Source organism: Streptomyces sp. NBRC 110611 (genome assembly GCF_001590865.1).
Classification (GTDB): domain Bacteria; phylum Actinomycetota; class Actinomycetes; order Streptomycetales; family Streptomycetaceae; genus Streptomyces.
The window spans coordinates 112,972-127,183 of the sequence record NZ_BBUY01000007.1 but is presented as its reverse complement, the minus strand read 5'-3'; the positions used below and the strand labels follow the sequence as shown (position 1 = coordinate 127,183).

Annotated in this window: 16 protein-coding genes and 1 pseudogene; 4 read left to right on the top strand and 13 right to left on the bottom strand. The window is 72.7% G+C overall.

What is annotated here, in order from left to right:
- Positions 1–58: 58 nt before the first annotated feature.
- The 8 genes from trpA to hisI form a co-directional block, all read right to left on the bottom strand.
- Positions 59–877 carry a tryptophan synthase subunit alpha gene (trpA, locus tag AZE13_RS17685; RefSeq protein WP_066932339.1) on the bottom strand — a complete coding sequence of 273 codons (819 nt, stop codon included), beginning with the start codon at positions 875–877 and terminating at the stop codon, positions 59–61.
- Positions 877–2,157 carry a tryptophan synthase subunit beta gene (gene trpB, locus AZE13_RS17680; RefSeq protein ID WP_066932338.1) on the bottom strand — a complete coding sequence of 427 codons (1,281 nt, stop codon included), beginning with the start codon at positions 2,155–2,157 and terminating at the stop codon, positions 877–879. The genes trpA and trpB overlap by 1 nt, the downstream gene beginning before the upstream one ends.
- Before the next feature lie 130 nt (positions 2,158–2,287).
- Positions 2,288–2,452 carry a tryptophan biosynthesis modulator TrpM gene (gene trpM / locus AZE13_RS36945; protein WP_181690370.1) on the bottom strand — a complete coding sequence of 55 codons (165 nt, stop codon included), beginning with the start codon at positions 2,450–2,452 and terminating at the stop codon, positions 2,288–2,290.
- Between the two features lie 32 nt (positions 2,453–2,484).
- On the bottom strand, positions 2,485–3,294 hold the full coding sequence (gene trpC, locus AZE13_RS17675; RefSeq protein ID WP_066932336.1) for an indole-3-glycerol phosphate synthase TrpC: 810 nt from the start codon (positions 3,292–3,294) through the stop codon (positions 2,485–2,487).
- A 351-nt stretch (positions 3,295–3,645) separates the two neighbouring features.
- Positions 3,646–3,891 carry an HGxxPAAW family protein gene (locus tag AZE13_RS17670; RefSeq protein ID WP_066932719.1) on the bottom strand — a complete coding sequence of 82 codons (246 nt, stop codon included), beginning with the start codon at positions 3,889–3,891 and terminating at the stop codon, positions 3,646–3,648.
- 184 nt (positions 3,892–4,075) lie between these two features.
- Positions 4,076–4,789, bottom strand: coding sequence for a TIGR02234 family membrane protein (locus AZE13_RS17665; protein ID WP_066932335.1), 714 nt, complete (start codon positions 4,787–4,789; stop codon positions 4,076–4,078).
- Positions 4,790–4,878: 89 nt separating this feature from the next.
- Positions 4,879–6,423 (bottom strand): anthranilate synthase component I, encoded by a 1,545-nt coding sequence (locus tag AZE13_RS17660; RefSeq protein WP_066932333.1) that lies wholly within the window; start codon positions 6,421–6,423, stop codon positions 4,879–4,881.
- 11 nt (positions 6,424–6,434) lie between these two features.
- Complete coding sequence (hisI, locus tag AZE13_RS17655; RefSeq protein ID WP_066932331.1) at positions 6,435–6,821, bottom strand: phosphoribosyl-AMP cyclohydrolase; 387 nt, start codon at positions 6,819–6,821, stop codon at positions 6,435–6,437.
- A gap of 32 nt (positions 6,822–6,853) precedes the next feature.
- On the opposite strand from hisI, the gene AZE13_RS36940 reads away from it, so the two are divergent.
- On the top strand, positions 6,854–7,030 hold the full coding sequence (locus AZE13_RS36940) for a hypothetical protein (protein WP_181690369.1): 177 nt from the start codon (positions 6,854–6,856) through the stop codon (positions 7,028–7,030).
- A gap of 8 nt (positions 7,031–7,038) precedes the next feature.
- Here the strand turns inward: AZE13_RS36940 and AZE13_RS17650 are convergent, their stop codons facing one another.
- A complete protein-coding gene (locus AZE13_RS17650; protein ID WP_066932329.1) occupies positions 7,039–7,671 on the bottom strand; it encodes a TIGR03085 family metal-binding protein in 633 nt (210 codons plus the stop codon).
- Between the two features lie 26 nt (positions 7,672–7,697).
- Positions 7,698–8,741: a LysR family transcriptional regulator gene (locus AZE13_RS17645; protein WP_258527852.1), complete on the bottom strand. Its 1,044-nt coding sequence runs from the start codon at positions 8,739–8,741 to the stop codon at positions 7,698–7,700.
- A gap of 133 nt (positions 8,742–8,874) precedes the next feature.
- Between AZE13_RS17645 and AZE13_RS17640 the strand changes: the two genes are divergently transcribed.
- From AZE13_RS17640 to AZE13_RS17630, 3 genes are read left to right on the top strand one after another with little or no spacing between them, the layout of a single operon-like run.
- Positions 8,875–9,546, top strand: a complete 672-nt coding sequence (locus tag AZE13_RS17640; protein WP_066932327.1) for a succinate dehydrogenase — start codon at positions 8,875–8,877, stop codon at positions 9,544–9,546.
- A gap of 1 nt (position 9,547) precedes the next feature.
- On the top strand, positions 9,548–11,500 hold the full coding sequence (locus AZE13_RS17635; protein WP_066932325.1) for a fumarate reductase/succinate dehydrogenase flavoprotein subunit: 1,953 nt from the start codon (positions 9,548–9,550) through the stop codon (positions 11,498–11,500).
- Positions 11,500–12,243, top strand: a complete 744-nt coding sequence (locus AZE13_RS17630) for a succinate dehydrogenase/fumarate reductase iron-sulfur subunit (RefSeq protein ID WP_066932323.1) — start codon at positions 11,500–11,502, stop codon at positions 12,241–12,243. The genes AZE13_RS17635 and AZE13_RS17630 overlap by 1 nt, the downstream gene beginning before the upstream one ends.
- Positions 12,244–12,272: 29 nt before the next feature.
- On the opposite strand, the gene hisF is transcribed toward AZE13_RS17630, so the two are convergent.
- The 3 genes and pseudogenes from hisF to priA all read right to left on the bottom strand — a co-directional run.
- Positions 12,273–13,037, bottom strand: a complete 765-nt coding sequence (gene hisF, locus AZE13_RS17625) for an imidazole glycerol phosphate synthase subunit HisF (protein WP_066932321.1) — start codon at positions 13,035–13,037, stop codon at positions 12,273–12,275.
- A complete protein-coding gene (locus AZE13_RS17620) occupies positions 13,034–13,450 on the bottom strand; it encodes a Rid family hydrolase (protein ID WP_066932319.1) in 417 nt (138 codons plus the stop codon). The genes hisF and AZE13_RS17620 overlap by 4 nt, the downstream gene beginning before the upstream one ends.
- A pseudogene (priA, locus tag AZE13_RS17615) lies at positions 13,447–14,163 on the bottom strand (bifunctional 1-(5-phosphoribosyl)-5-((5-phosphoribosylamino)methylideneamino)imidazole-4-carboxamide isomerase/phosphoribosylanthranilate isomerase PriA); the annotation flags it as partial. The gene AZE13_RS17620 and the pseudogene priA, both read right to left, overlap by 4 nt.
- Positions 14,164–14,212: the final 49 nt, after the last annotated feature.

Here is a 14,212-nt window from a genome sequence, read left to right as displayed (position 1 = left end):
GGTGGACGGCCGCCCGCGCGCCGCGCCCCGGGCGGCCGACGGGACTCCCGGCACAGCCCTAGGAGCGGTTGCGTACGCCCTCGGCGAGCTCGCCCGCCAGGGTCCGGAGTCCGGCGAGCCCGGCCTCCGGATCGCCGTCCGCCGCCAGCAGCCGCTTGACGAACGCCGAGCCGACGATCACCCCGTCGGCGAACGCGGCGACCTCCGCGGCCTGTTCGGCGTTGGAGACGCCCAGGCCGACGCAGACCGGCAGGTCCGTGGTGGCGCGGGTGCGCGTCACCAGGTCCTGGGCCTCCCGGCCGACGGACGCGCGGGTGCCGGTGACGCCCATCAGCGAGGCGGCGTAGACGAAGCCGCTGCCAGCCGCGGTGATCTTGGCGAGGCGCTCGTCACGGCTGCTCGGCGCGACCACGAAGACGGTGGCCAGGCCGTGCTGTTCGGCGGCCTTGCGCCATACCTCGGACTCCTCGACGGGGAGGTCCGGCAGGATGCAGCCGGCGCCGCCCGCCTCGGCGAGGCCGGCGGCGAACCGCTCGACGCCGTAGCGGTCGACCGGGTTCCAGTACGTCATGCAGAGCACCGGCGCACCGGTGGCGGCGTGCACCTCGCGGACCGTACGGATCACATCGACGATCTTCACCCCGCCGCGCAGCGCGATGTCATCGGCGGTCTGGATGACCGGGCCGTCCAGGACCGGGTCGCTGTGCGGCAGTCCGACCTCGACGATGTCGCAGCCGCCGTCCAGCATCTCGGTCATCGCCCGTACGCCGCCGTCCACGGTCGGGAAGCCGGCCGGGAGGTAGCCGACCAGGGCGGCACGGTTCTCCGCGCGGGCCTGCGCCAGCACGGCGTTCAGCAGCTCGATGTTGCCCGCCATCACTTCTCCCCTTCGCCCGTGGGCTGGACGGTGCCGTTCACTTCGGCGCCGCCCGTCTCGTCGTACAGCCCGAAGTAGCGGGCGGCGGTGTCCATGTCCTTGTCGCCGCGTCCGGAGAGGTTGACCAGCAGCAGGCCGTCGGGGCCCAGCTCGCGGCCGACCTCCAGGGCGCCGGCCAGCGCGTGGGCGCTCTCGATGGCCGGGATGATGCCCTCGGTGCGGGAGAGCAGGCGCAGGGCCTGCATGGCCTCGTCGTCGGTGACGGCGCGGTACTCGGCGCGGCCGGTGTCCTTGAGGTAGGCGTGCTCGGGGCCGATGCCGGGGTAGTCCAGGCCGGCCGAGATCGAGTACGGCTCGGTGATCTGGCCGTCCTCGTCCTGGAGGACGTACGAACGCGAGCCGTGCAGGATGCCGGGGGTGCCCTCGGTGAGGGTGGCGGCGTGTTCGCCGGTCGCGATGCCGTGGCCGCCGGGCTCGCAGCCGATCAGGCGGACGGACTCGTCGCCGAGGAACGCGTGGAACAGGCCGATGGCGTTGGAGCCGCCGCCGACGCAGGCGAGGGCGGCGTCCGGCAGGCGTCCGGTGCGCTCGAGGAGCTGCCGGCGGGCCTCGACGCCGATGACCCGGTGGAAGTCGCGGACCAGGGCGGGGAAGGGGTGCGGTCCGGCGACCGTGCCGAAGAGGTAGTGGGTGCGGTCGACGTTGGCCACCCAGTCGCGGAAGGCCTCGTTGATGGCGTCCTTGAGGGTGCGGCTGCCGGACTTCACGGCGATGACCTCGGCGCCGAGCATCCGCATCCGGGCGACGTTGAGGGCCTGGCGCTTGGTGTCGACCTCGCCCATGTAGATGGTGCAGTCGAGGCCGAAGAGGGCGCAGGCGGTGGCGGTGGCGACGCCGTGCTGGCCGGCGCCGGTCTCCGCGATGACCCGGGTCTTGCCCATCCGCTTGGTGAGCAGGGCCTGGCCCAGCACATTGTTGATCTTGTGCGAGCCGGTGTGGTTGAGGTCCTCGCGCTTGAGGAACACCCGGGCCCCGCCCGCCTGTTCGGCGAACCGCGGCACCTCGGTGAGCGCGCTGGGGCGCCCGCTGTAGTGGACCATCAGGTCGTTGAGCTCGGCCGCGAAGGCGGGGTCCGCCTTGGCCTTCTCGTACTCGGCGGCGACCTCCTCGACCGCGGCGACCAGGGCCTCCGGGATGAACTTGCCGCCGAAAGCGCCGAAGTAGCCTGCGGCGGACGGGACCTGACCCTCGGGGTCAGGGATGAAGAACGTGCTGGGCATGCGGATACCTCACGGTGAGTGGGTGGTGACTGACCGCCGTGGGGGCGAGAGGGTTACCGCTTGGCTGCGGGCCGGTGTGGCTGGTGGTGCCCACGCGGCCGAGTCGCATGCCGGAACAGTCCCGCGCCCCTTACCGGGCGCCTCGCCATCGCATGCCGTTGATCTGGCCCGGTTCCGAGCCGATGTGGTACCTGACCCGCCGTCCCCGCACCCGCCGCGCGGGGGCCCGGCAGCCGCGGTGCCACGAGGGCAGTGCCGACTGCTTGGCCTCGGGGCGGCGCGGTACGGCGGTCATGTCGTGACTCTCGTCCGTCCTCGTCCCGGGCCTCAGGCGCGTCCGTGCCGGATCGCCGGGTGGGAGCCCGCGGCGACCAGGTCGGCGACCGCGGTCCTGGGGTCCTTGCCGGTGACCAGCGACTCGCCGACCAGCACCGCGTCGGCGCCGTCGTTGGCGTAGGCGATCAGGTCGTGCGGCCCGCGGACTCCGGACTCGGCGATCTTGACGATGTGGTCCGGGATCTCGGGCGCGACCCGGGCGAAGTTGCCCCGGTCGACCTCCAGGGTCTTGAGGTCGCGGGCGTTGACGCCGATGATCCGGGCGCCGGCGTCCACCGCGCGGGCCACCTCTTCCTCGTCGTGCACCTCGACCAGCGGCGTCAGCCCGATCGACTCGGCCCGCTCGATCAGGGAGACCAGGGCCTCCTGCTCCAGCGCGGAGACGATCAGCAGCGCGAGGTCGGCGCCGTAGGCCCGGGCCTCCCACAGCTGGTAGGCGGTGACGATGAAGTCCTTGCGCAGCACCGGGATGTCGACCCGGGCGCGGACCGCCTCCAGGTCGGCCAGCGAGCCGCCGAACCTGCGCTCCTCGGTGAGGACGGAGATGACCGCGGCGCCGCCCGCCTCGTAGTCGGCGGCCAGGGCGGCCGGGTCGGCGATCGCGGCGAGCGCGCCCTTGGACGGGCTGGAGCGCTTCACCTCGCAGATCACTCTGACGCTCTCGCCCTTGAGTGCCGCGACACCGTCCGTCGCGGGGCGTGCCTTGCGGGCCCGCTCCTTGAGCTCGTCGAGGGTGACGCGCGCCTGCCGCTCCGCGAGGTCGGCGCGGACCCCGTCGATGATCTCGTCGAGCACACTCACGCGAGCGGCCTCCTTCTTGAGCGGTTCAAGGCGGATCGGTGCCCCCGGGACGAGCGTCCCAGCCGGCTCTCCGATGGTATCCGCCATGGGGAGGAGGTTTCGCATCCGGTTGACCGCGATCCCTCCCCCACCCTCGAACCGGCGTCGCTCGGCTCGGGCGGGAGACGCCCCCAACCTGGACATTTACCGTCCGCGGCAGCATGCGCGAAGGCGCCGCTCACCGCCGTCGTGCGGGTGCCGGGGGTCTGACGACAGGGCCTGCGGACGGGGCGGCGGCGCCTTCGGAGGAGGCGGCGGTCATGGCGCCGGGCGGCGGCGCCATCCGGGCGGGGCTGGGCGCCCCGGGCGGCGTCAGCCCTCCTGCGGCTGGGCCTTCGCCTGAGCGGCCGGGTTCGCCGAGCGCCGGGGCTCCTGGCCCAGGCCCGCGGCGCGCATCAGGCCGCCCACCACGGCACCGAGGCCGATCAGCACCATGCCGGCCCAGAAGCCGGGGGCGCTCCCCGCCACGATGAAGGCTCCGGCGACGCAGAAGCCGATGAACGAGATGATGACGCCGGTCCAGGCGGCGGGGGTGTGTCCGTGGCCACTGCTCGACATTGACTGCTCCTCGTTGCTCTCTCGCGCCGGGGTCCGGCCGCGGTGATCCTCGCCGTCCATTGTCACCGATGCCGGGCGGCACCCCCTTACCGGGTCCTTACCGGCCGGGAGTCCCCGGCCTGCCGGGCGGGAGTCCCCGGCCCTGCCGGGTGGGGTCCCCGGCCCACCGGGTGGGATCCCCGGCCTAGCGAGTGGGGTCCTCGCCGCGGTCCAGGGACTTCCAGATCTCCTCCGGACGGTCCAGGTCCGTGGCGGCCGGGGCGCGCCGCGCGCCGCGGGCCCGGCCGGGTGTGCGCTCGTAGCGGCCGGACATGGCGGGCCAGTGGCGTCCGCGGAACAGCGCCAGCAGCCCGGCGGCCAGCAGCAGCACCCCGCCGACCGCGGCCACCCACGGCCAGCCGGTGTGCGTGATGTTCTGCACATCGGCGCCGGCCAGTCCGACGGCGGTGGCGGCCTTCTCGCGCAGCGCCGAGGCGTCGCCGTAGCCCAGCACCGCGGCGGCGACAACGCCCGCACCGCTGAGCGTGAGCAGGGCGGCGACCAGGACCCGGCCGGTCCGGCGCACCGCGAAGACGGCGACCAGTGCGGCCAGGCCCACGACGGCCAGCGCGCCGGGGACGCCGGTGACATCGGCACCGGTCACGCTGCGCGGCAGCTCGCCCTGGGGCAGCAGCGCGGAGCCCCGGGCCCAGGTGCGGCCGGACGCCAGCAGCGCCAGGCCGGCCCCGGCCGCACCGGCCAGCAGCGCGGCGGCGAGGCTCCTTCGCGCGCCGCGGCCGGCGCCACGGGCGGGCGCGCCGGGCTCGGCGGGCTCAGCGGTCGCGGCCGCGGCCGCGGTGGCGGTGGTGTCCGCGGTCGCGGTCGCGGTGTCGGTACGGGTCCGGGGTGCGGCAGTCACGCGTACCACTATCGCGCACCGGCCCGGGGGAACTGGTCCGGGGGGACCGGTGCGCGGGCACCGGTGCGCGGGGACCGGTGCGCGGGCGGCTAACCACCCAGGTGGTTGGCGGTGTGCACGGCGCGGAGCACGGCCGCCGCCTTGTCCCGGCACTCGGTGTCCTCGGCGACCGGGTCGGAGTCGGCGACCACGCCGGCGCCCGCCTGGACGTAGGCGGTGCCGTCGCGCAGCAGAGCCGTACGGATCGCGATGGCGGTGTCGGAGTCCCCGGCGAAGTCGAGGTAGCCCACACAGCCGCCGTACAGCCCGCGCCGGGTCGGTTCCAGCTCCTCGATGATCTGCATGGCGCGCGGCTTGGGCGCGCCGGAGAGGGTGCCGGCCGGGAAGCAGGCGGTGAGCACGTCGAAGGCGGTACGGCCCTCGGCGACCTTGCCGGTGACCGTCGAGACGATGTGCATGACATGGCTGTAGCGCTCGACAGACATGAAGTCGACGACCTCGACGCTGCCCGGCTCGCAGACCCGGCCCAGGTCGTTGCGGCCCAGGTCGACCAGCATCAGGTGCTCGGCGCGCTCCTTGGGGTCGGCCATCAGCTCGTCCGCCAGGGCCTGGTCCTGCTGGACCGTGGCGCCGCGCGGGCGGGTGCCGGCGATGGGGTGCACCATGGCCCGGCCGTCCTCGACCTTCACCAGCGCCTCGGGGCTGGAGCCGACCACGTCGAACGGCGGGGAGTCGGCGCCCCCGTCGCCCTCGAAGCGGAAGAGGTACATGTACGGGCTGGGGTTGGTGGCCCGCAGCACCCGGTAGACGTCCAACGCGCTTGCCGTGCACGGGGTTTCGAAGCGCTGCGAGGGCACCACCTGGAAGGCCTCGCCGGCCCGGATGCGCTCCTTGATGTCCTCGACGGCGTCCTGGTAGGACTTGCCGCCCCACTCGGCGGTGTACGGGGGGATCTCGGACGGCGGGAGCGCGGCGGCACTGGCGGGCGCGGGCCGGGCGAGGTCGTCGGCCATGGTGTCGAGGCGGGCGACCGCGTCCGCGTACGCCTCGTCGACGCCGGTGTCGAGGTCGTTGTGGTTGATCGCGTTGGCGATCAGCAGGACCGTGCCGCTCCAGTGGTCGAGGACGGCGAGGTCGGAGCTGAGCAGCATGGTCAGTTCGGGCAGCCGGAGGTCGTCGGCGGTCCGCTCGCCGATCTTCTCCAGGCGGCGCACGATGTCGTAGCCGAGGTAGCCAACCATGCCGCCGGTGAAGGGCGGCAGTCCGGCGCCCTCGACGAGGTCCCGCGGGGTGTGCAGCGCCTCGACGGTGGCGCGGAGCGCGGCGAGCGGGTCGCCGCCGGTGGGGACGCCGACCGGCGGGGTGCCGAGCCAGTGCGCCTGGCCGTCGCGGGTGGTGAGGGTGCCGGCGCTGCGGACGCCGATGAACGAGTACCGCGACCACGACCGGCCGTTCTCGGCGGACTCCAGCAGGAAGGTGCCCGGGCGCTCAGCGGCGAGCTTGCGGTAGAGGCCGACCGGCGTGTCGCCGTCCGCGAGCAGCCGCCGGGTGACGGGGATGACCCGCCGGTCCTTGGCGAGGGTGCGGAAGGTGTCGAGGTCCGGATGCGCGGTGCCGGTGGTTCCCGTGGTCATGGCAGCGGAGCCTACTGGGCGCGGCCCTGTCCGGTGGGCAGTACGTCCGCGTCGAAGCAGGTGCGGTCGCCGGTGTGGCAGGCGGCGCCGACCTGGTCGACCTTGACCAGCACGGTGTCCGCGTCGCAGTCCAGCGCGACCGACTTCACGTACTGGATGTGGCCGGAAGTGTCGCCCTTGACCCAGTACTCCTGGCGGCTGCGGCTCCAGTACGTGCACCGTCCGGTGGTCAGGGTGCGGTGCAGTGCCTCGTCGTCCATCCATCCCATCATCAGCACCTCGCCGGTGTCGTACTGCTGGGCGATGGCGGGGATCAGGCCGTCGGCACCGCGCTTGAGGCGGGCGGCGATGGCGGGATCCAACAGGGAGTCGGCGGGAGTGGTACGGCTGCTGGTCATGGGTCCATTGTGCCGTGCGGCATGCTGCAGACATGCACGATCAGCAGCCGCCCTCCCCCATGGCCCACAAGGCATGGGAGGTGCCCCCCTCGCCACCGCCGCCGGACCCGGACCGGGCGGCGCGGGTGGCGCTGCGGGTGCTGGTGGCGGTGTTCGTGGCGGCCCTGGCGGTGGGCGCGATGGCCGCCGTGCTGGTGCTGCGGAGCTAGGCCGTGTCTCAAAGCCCCAGCTTCGCGTCGATCAGCCGCGCGACCGCTTCCTTGTCGCCGTCCAGCTCCACCCGGGCCACCTCCTGGCGTCCGAAGGCGAACAGGGTCAGCTCGCCCGGCTCCCCGGTGGCCGTGACCACCGGCGTCCCGCGGTGCGCCACCGCCGTCTGCCCGTCCGGCCGCCGCAGCACCAGCCCCACCGGCGACCTCCGGCCCAGCACGCGGGCCATCCGTTCGAGCCTCGTCCACAGGGCGTCCGCGAAGACCGCGTCCGGCTCGCGCGGGGTCCAGTCCGGCTGGGCCCGCCGCACGTCCTCGGCGTGGACGTAGAACTCGACGGTGTTGGAGGCCTCGTCGATCTGCTTCAGGGCGAACGGCGACAACGGCGGTGGGCCGGTCCTGATGAGCTGGATCAGCTCCTCGTACGGTTTGGCCGCGAACTCTGTCTGGACCCGTTCCAGCCGTCCCGCCAGCGGTTTGACGAGGAGCCCGCCGGCCGCGTCGGGCCGCCGCTCACGCACCACCACGTGTGCGGCCAGGTCCCGCGCGGTCCAGTTCTCGCACAGGGTCGGGGCATCGGGTCCGGCGCTCTCCAACAGGTCGGCGAGCAGGAGCCGTTCACGCTTCGCATGGGCCGTCATACGGCCCACCCTACGACCGGCCGGGATCACCCGCCACGGGACACCCGGACGCCACGCCCTCCCCCCTCGGGACGCCCGGACGCCACCGCCTCCCCGGACACCGCCTCCCCCGACGCCACGGCCTCCCCCACCGGGCGGCCCGGCCCGGTCGCCGGCCCCACCGGGCAGCCTTCGGGACATCCCGGGTCCCGGCGCTCCATCAGGATCCGCTGCAGCTCGCGGGCGGCGCGCGGCGGGGAGACGTCGCCGCGGTGGGCCACGGAGACCACACGGTGCATACCGGATGTCGCGAAGCGGGTGACCCGCAGGCCGGAGCGTTCGGCGACCATGCTGGGGACGACGGCAATGCCCAGACCGGCCCGTACGAAGCCGAGGACCGCGTCCATCTCGCCGCCCTCGACGGTGAAGGTGGGCTCGAAGCCGGCCGCGCGGCACGCCGCGGTGGTGAACTCCCGCAGGTCGTAGCCGCGGCGGAACATGGCGAGCGGGCGGCCGCGGAGGTCCTCGACGCGGATCCGGGTGCGGCGTCCGGCCACCGGGGCGGGCCGGTCCGGTGCGGAGACCACGACCAGCTCCTCGCGCAGCAGCTCGGCGGTGGCCAGCGCGGGGGCCTGCACCGGGAGCGGGGTGATGATCAGGGCCAGGTCCAGGGCCCCGTCGGCGAGCGCGCGGACCAGGTCCTGCGAGCCGTCCTCGGTGATCAGCAGGTCGACGCCGGGGTAGGCCGCGTGGAACGCCCGCAGGACGTCGGGGACGAGGCTGGCGCAGAGGCTGGGCGGGGCGCCGAGGCGGAGCCGGCCGCGGCGCAGCTGGGCGACCTCCTGGACCTCGCGGCGGGCGGTCTCGGCGTCGGCCAGGATCCGCCGGGCGATCGGCAGCAGGGTCTCGCCGGCGTCGGTGAGGGTGATGTGGCCGCGGGCGCGGTGGAAGAGCTCGGCGCCCAACTCCCGCTCCAGGGAACGGATCTGCTGGGAGAGCGAGGGCTGGGCGACGTGCTCGCGCGCGGCGGCGCGGGTGAAGTGGCGGGTGTCGGCGACGGCGGTGAAGTAGCGGAGCTGCTGGAGCTGCATAAGGGGAATGTACGGCAGATCGATAGCGTCGGCCTATCGAGATGAGCCACACCATGTCTTGGACTGATGGGGTCGTCCGGCCCTAGCGTCGGGACCCATGGCTCTGGCAACGCGGACGGACCGACGGCCGTCCATGCCCCGGACACTGTGGGACAGCTCCGTCGGCAAGAAGACAGTGATGGCCGTCAGCGGCGTGATCATGCTGCTGTACCTGGTCGCCCACATGATCGGCAACCTGAAGATCTACTTCGGGGCGGACGAGTTCAACCGGTACGGGCACTGGCTGCGCACGGTCGGCGAGCCGTTCATGCACTACGAGTGGACGCTCTGGCTGATCCGGGTCGTGCTGGTCGTCGCGGTCGTCGCGCACGCGGTCTCGGCGTACCAGCTCAGCCGCCGCGACATCAGGGCGCGCCCGAACAAGTACGTGCACAAGAAGCCGCGGGCCTCCTACGCCACCCGCACCATGCGCTGGGGCGGGATCATCCTCGGCCTGTTCATCGTCTGGCACGTCCTGGACCTGACGACCGGCACCGTGCACTCCGGCGGCTTCCAGGAGGGCCACCCGTACCAGAACGTCGTGGACACCTTCTCCACCTGGTACGGCAACGTCATCTATATCGTCGCGATGCTCGCCGTCGGCCTGCACATCCGGCACGGCTTCTGGAGCGCCGCGCAGACCCTCGGCGTGGGCGGCCGCACCCGCGACCGCGTCCTCAAGACCGTCGCCAACGCCCTCGCGCTGCTGCTCACGGCGGGTTTCATCGCGGTGCCCGTGGGCGTCATGACCGGAGTGGTGAGCTGATATGACCGCTGCATACGTGAACTACCCGACCGGTGAGCCGCTCGCCGACGCCAAGGCCCCGTCCGGTCCCGTCCACGAGCGCTGGGACACCCGCCGCTTCCAGGCGAAGCTGGTGAACCCCGCCAACCGCCGCAAGCACACGGTCATCGTCGTGGGCACCGGTCTCGCGGGCGGTTCGGCCGGCGCCACCCTGGCCGAACAGGGCTACCACGTGGTCCAGTTCTGCTACCAGGACTCGCCGCGCCGGGCTCACTCGATCGCGGCCCAGGGCGGTATCAACGCCGCGAAGAACTACCGCAACGACGGCGACTCCGTCCACCGGCTCTTCTACGACACCGTCAAGGGCGGCGACTTCCGGGCCCGCGAGTCCAACGTCCACCGGCTCGCCCAGATCTCCGTCGAGATCATCGACCAGTGCGTCGCCCAGGGTGTCCCGTTCGCCCGCGAGTACGGCGGGCTGCTCGACACCCGCTCCTTCGGCGGCGTCCAGGTCTCCCGTACGTTCTACGCCCGCGGCCAGACCGGCCAGCAGCTGCTGCTCGGCGCCTACCAGGCGCTGTCCCGCCAGATCGCGGCCGGGAACGTCGAGATGCACCCGCGTACGGAGATGCTCGACCTGATCGTCGTCGACGGGCGGGCACGCGGCATCGTCGCCCGCAACCTGGTCACCGGGAAGACCGACACGTACTTCGCGGACGCCGTGGTGCTCGCCAGCGGCGGCTACGGCAACGTCTTCTACCTGTCGACGAACGCCATGAACTCCAACGCCACCGCCGTGTGGCGGGCGCACCGGCGCGGCGCCTACTTCGCCAACCCCTGCTTCACCCAGATCCATCCGACCTGCATCCCGCGCACCGGCGACCACCAGTCCAAGCTGACGCTGATGAGCGAGTCGCTGCGCAACGACGGCCGGATCTGGGTGCCGAAGGCGAAGGGCGACACCCGCCCGGCGAACGAGATCCCCGAGGACGAGCGCGACTACTACCTGGAGCGCGTCTACCCCTCCTTCGGCAACCTGGTCCCGCGTGACATCGCCTCCCGCGCCGCGAAGAACGTCTGCGACGAGGGGCGGGGCGTCGGGCCCGGCGGGCAGGGCGTCTACCTCGACTTCGCCGATGCCATCAAGCGCATGGGCCGCGAGGCGGTCGAGGCGAAGTACGGCAACCTCTTCGACATGTACGCGCGGATCACCGCCGAGGACCCGTACGAGGTCCCGATGCGGATCTACCCCGCCGTGCACTACACGATGGGCGGCCTGTGGGTCGACTACGACCTCCAGACCACCGTCCCCGGCCTCTTCGCCGTCGGCGAGGCCAACTTCTCCGACCACGGTGCCAACCGGCTCGGCGCCTCCGCGCTCATGCAGGGGCTGGCCGACGGCTACTTCGTACTCCCCGCCACGATCAACGACTACCTCGCCCGCCATCCGCACCAGGACGAGGTGACCGCCGGACACCCCGCGGTGCGGGAGGCGGTCGCCGAGACCGAGGAGCGCCTGAGCCGGCTCCTCTCGGTCGACGGCGACCGCACGCCGGACTCCTTCCACCGTGAACTCGGCGAGCTGATGTGGGAGTTCTGCGGTATGGCGCGTACGGACGCGGGCCTGCGCAAGGCCCTGGACCGGATCCCGCAGATCCGCGAGGAGTTCTGGCGGCGGATCAAGGTGCCGGGGACCGGCGAGGAGTTCAACCAGTCCCTGGAGAAGGCGAACCGCGTCGTCGACTACCTGGAGCTCGCCGAGCTGATGTGCCTCGACGCGCTGCACCGCGCCGAGTCCTGCGGCGGCCACTTCCGGGAGGAGTCGCAGACGCCCGACGGCGAGGCCGCCCGCCGGGACGAGGAGTTCTCCTACGCGGCCGCCTGGGAGTTCAGCGGGACGGGCGAGGCCCCCACGCTGCACAAGGAAGACCTGGTCTTCGAGTACGTCCACCCCACGCAACGGAGCTACGCCTGATGAAGCTCACCCTGCGCGTCTGGCGGCAGCAGAACGCCGACGCCGAAGGCGCCATGTCCACGTACGAGGTGGACGGGATCTCCCCGGACATGTCGTTCCTGGAGATGCTCGACACCCTCAACGAGGAACTCATCGTCCGGGGCGACGACCCGGTTGCCTTCGACCACGACTGCCGCGAGGGCATCTGCGGCGCCTGCTCGCTCGTCATCAACGGCGACGCCCACGGCCCGGAGCGGACCACCACCTGCCAGCTCCACATGCGGTCGTTCTCCGACGGCGACACCATCGACATCGAGCCGTGGCGGGCCTCGGCCTTCCCGGTGATCAAGGACCTGGTGGTGGACCGGTCGGCCTTCGACCGGATCATCCAGGCCGGCGGCTACGTCACCGCCCCGACCGGGTCCGCGCCCGAGGCCCATGCCACGCCCGTTCCGAAGCCGGACGCCGACTTCGCCTTCGAACACGCCGAGTGCATAGGCTGCGGTGCGTGCGTGGCGGCCTGCCCGAACGGCGCGGCGATGCTCTTCACCTCCGCCAAGGTCAACCACCTGAACGTGCTGCCGCAGGGCGCGCCCGAGCGCGAGAGCCGCGTCCTGGACATGGTGGCGCAGATGGACGAGGAGGGCTTCGGCGGCTGCACCCTCGCCGGCGAGTGCGCCACCGCGTGCCCCAAGGGCATCCCGCTGTTCAGTATCACCGCGATGAACCGGGAGTTCCTGCGGGCGGCGCGGAAGCGCCGCTGACGGCACGGACCGGCCCGCCGCGGACCGCCTCAGCGCACCGGGTGTCCGGCCTCCCGCAGGGCGGACTTGACCTGGGAGATCCGCAGGTCGCCGAAGTGGAAGACGGAGGCGGCCAGGACGGCGTCGGCGCCGGCGGCGACGGCCGGGGGGAAGTCGGCCAGATCGCCGGCGCCGCCGGAGGCGATCACCGGGATGGTGACGTGCTTGCGGACCGCCTCGATCATCGCGATGTCGTAGCCGTCCCTGGTGCCGTCCGCGTCCATGGAGTTCAGCAGGATCTCTCCGGCGCCCAGTTCGGCGGCGCGATGGGCCCATTCGACGGCGTCCATACCGGTGCCGCGGCGGCCGCCGTGGGTGGTGACCTCGTACCCGGACGGGGTGCCGGCGCCGGTGCGGCGGGCGTCGACCGAGAGGACCAGGACCTGGCTGCCGAAGCGCTCGGCGATCTCGCGGATCATGTCGGGGCGGGCGATGGCGGCGGTGTTGACGCCCACCTTGTCGGCGCCGGCCCGCAGCAGCTTGTCGACGTCCTCGGCGGTGCGGACGCCGCCGCCGACGGTGAGCGGGATGAAGACCTGCTCGGCGGTGCGGCGGACGACGTCGTAGGTCGTCTCGCGGTTGCCGGAGGAGGCGGTGATGTCGAGGAAGGTGAGTTCGTCGGCGCCCTCCTCGCCGTAGATCCTGGCCATCTCGACGGGGTCGCCGGCGTCGCGGAGGTTCTGGAAGTTGACGCCCTTGACGACCCGGCCGTTGTCGACGTCCAGGCAGGGGATGACTCGTACGGCCAGTGTCATGGTGCGGGGGCCTCTCTGTACGCCTCCACTTCCACCTCGACGACCAGGCGAGGGTCCACGAAGCCGGAGACGATGATCATGGACGCGACGGGACGGACGGCGTCGAACAGCTCCTTGTGAGCCCGCCCGACCTCGTCCACATCGCGGGCGTGGGTGAGGTACATACGGGTGCGGACGACGTCGTCACGGCCGAGGCCGGTCTCCTCCAGTACCGACAGCGCGGTACGGAAGGCGGTGATCGCCTGCTCGTACGGGTCGGCGGCGACGACCTGGCCGTCGACGACCGAGGTACAGCCGGAGACCAGCACCAGGCCGTTGGGCAGCTCGACCGCCCGGGCCCGGCCGAAGGCCTCCGCCCAGGGGTCCGTCGCCCGGGGGCCGCCGGACGTGACGCGCCGTACGCCACCGGTCATGAGGCGACTGCCTCCAGCGCCTCTTCGAGAGTGAACGCCTTCGCGTAGAGCGCCTTGCCGACGATGGAGCCCTCGACGCCCAGCGGGACCAGCTCGGCGATGGCGCGCAGGTCGGCCAGCGAGGAGACCCCGCCGGAGGCGACCACCGGGCGGTCGGTGGCGGCGCATACGTTCCGCAGCAGGTCGAGGTTGGGGCCCTGGAGGGTGCCGTCCTTGTTGATGTCGGTGACGACGTACCGGGCGCAGCCCTCGGAGTCCAGGCGGGCCAGGGTCTCGTAGAGGTCGCCGCCGTCGCGGGTCCAGCCGCGGCCGCGCAGTGTGGTGCCGCGGACGTCCAGGCCGACCGCGATCCGGTCGCCGTACTCGGCGATGATCTTCGCGACCCACTCGGGGTCCTCCAGCGCCGCGGTGCCGATGTTGACCCGGGTGCAGCCGGTGGCCAGGGCGGCGGCCAGCGAGTCGTCGTCGCGGATCCCGCCGGACAGCTCGACCTTGATGTCCATCGAGCGGGCGACCTCGGCGATCTGCGCCCGGTTGTCGCCGGTGCCGAAGGCCGCGTCGAGGTCGACCAGATGCAGCCACTCGGCGCCGGACCGCTGCCAGGCGAGGGCCGCCTGCAGCGGGTCGCCGTAGGAGGTCTCGGAGCCGGACTCGCCGTGGACGAGGCGGACGGCCTGGCCGTCGCGGACGTCGACGGCGGGGAGGAGTTCGACCCAGCTGGATCCGGTAGTAGACGTCCTTGCCGCGCACGATCACGTGCTT

Excerpts from the sequence above, each read along its gene's own strand:
- AZE13_RS17630 (WP_066932323.1), top strand. The coding sequence starts at position 11,500 with ATGAAGCTCACCCTGCGCGTCTGGCGGCAGCAGAACGCCGACGCCGAA.
- hisI (WP_066932331.1), bottom strand. The coding sequence starts at position 6,821 with ATGACCAGCAGCCGTACCACTCCCGCCGACTCCCTGTTGGATCCCGCC.
- AZE13_RS17635 (WP_066932325.1), top strand. The coding sequence starts at position 9,548 with ATGACCGCTGCATACGTGAACTACCCGACCGGTGAGCCGCTCGCCGAC.
- trpM (WP_181690370.1), bottom strand. The coding sequence starts at position 2,452 with ATGACCGCCGTACCGCGCCGCCCCGAGGCCAAGCAGTCGGCACTGCCC.
- AZE13_RS17670 (WP_066932719.1), bottom strand. The coding sequence starts at position 3,891 with ATGTCGAGCAGTGGCCACGGACACACCCCCGCCGCCTGGACCGGCGTC.
- trpA (WP_066932339.1), bottom strand. The coding sequence starts at position 877 with ATGGCGGGCAACATCGAGCTGCTGAACGCCGTGCTGGCGCAGGCCCGC.
- AZE13_RS17660 (WP_066932333.1), bottom strand. The coding sequence starts at position 6,423 with ATGACCACGGGAACCACCGGCACCGCGCATCCGGACCTCGACACCTTC.
- AZE13_RS17645 (WP_258527852.1), bottom strand. The coding sequence starts at position 8,741 with ATGCAGCTCCAGCAGCTCCGCTACTTCACCGCCGTCGCCGACACCCGC.
- AZE13_RS17640 (WP_066932327.1), top strand. The coding sequence starts at position 8,875 with ATGCCCCGGACACTGTGGGACAGCTCCGTCGGCAAGAAGACAGTGATG.
- hisF (WP_066932321.1), bottom strand. The coding sequence starts at position 13,037 with ATGACACTGGCCGTACGAGTCATCCCCTGCCTGGACGTCGACAACGGC.
- AZE13_RS36940 (WP_181690369.1), top strand. The coding sequence starts at position 6,854 with ATGCACGATCAGCAGCCGCCCTCCCCCATGGCCCACAAGGCATGGGAG.
- AZE13_RS17650 (WP_066932329.1), bottom strand. The coding sequence starts at position 7,671 with ATGACGGCCCATGCGAAGCGTGAACGGCTCCTGCTCGCCGACCTGTTG.
- trpB (WP_066932338.1), bottom strand. The coding sequence starts at position 2,157 with ATGCCCAGCACGTTCTTCATCCCTGACCCCGAGGGTCAGGTCCCGTCC.
- AZE13_RS17620 (WP_066932319.1), bottom strand. The coding sequence starts at position 13,450 with ATGACCGGTGGCGTACGGCGCGTCACGTCCGGCGGCCCCCGGGCGACG.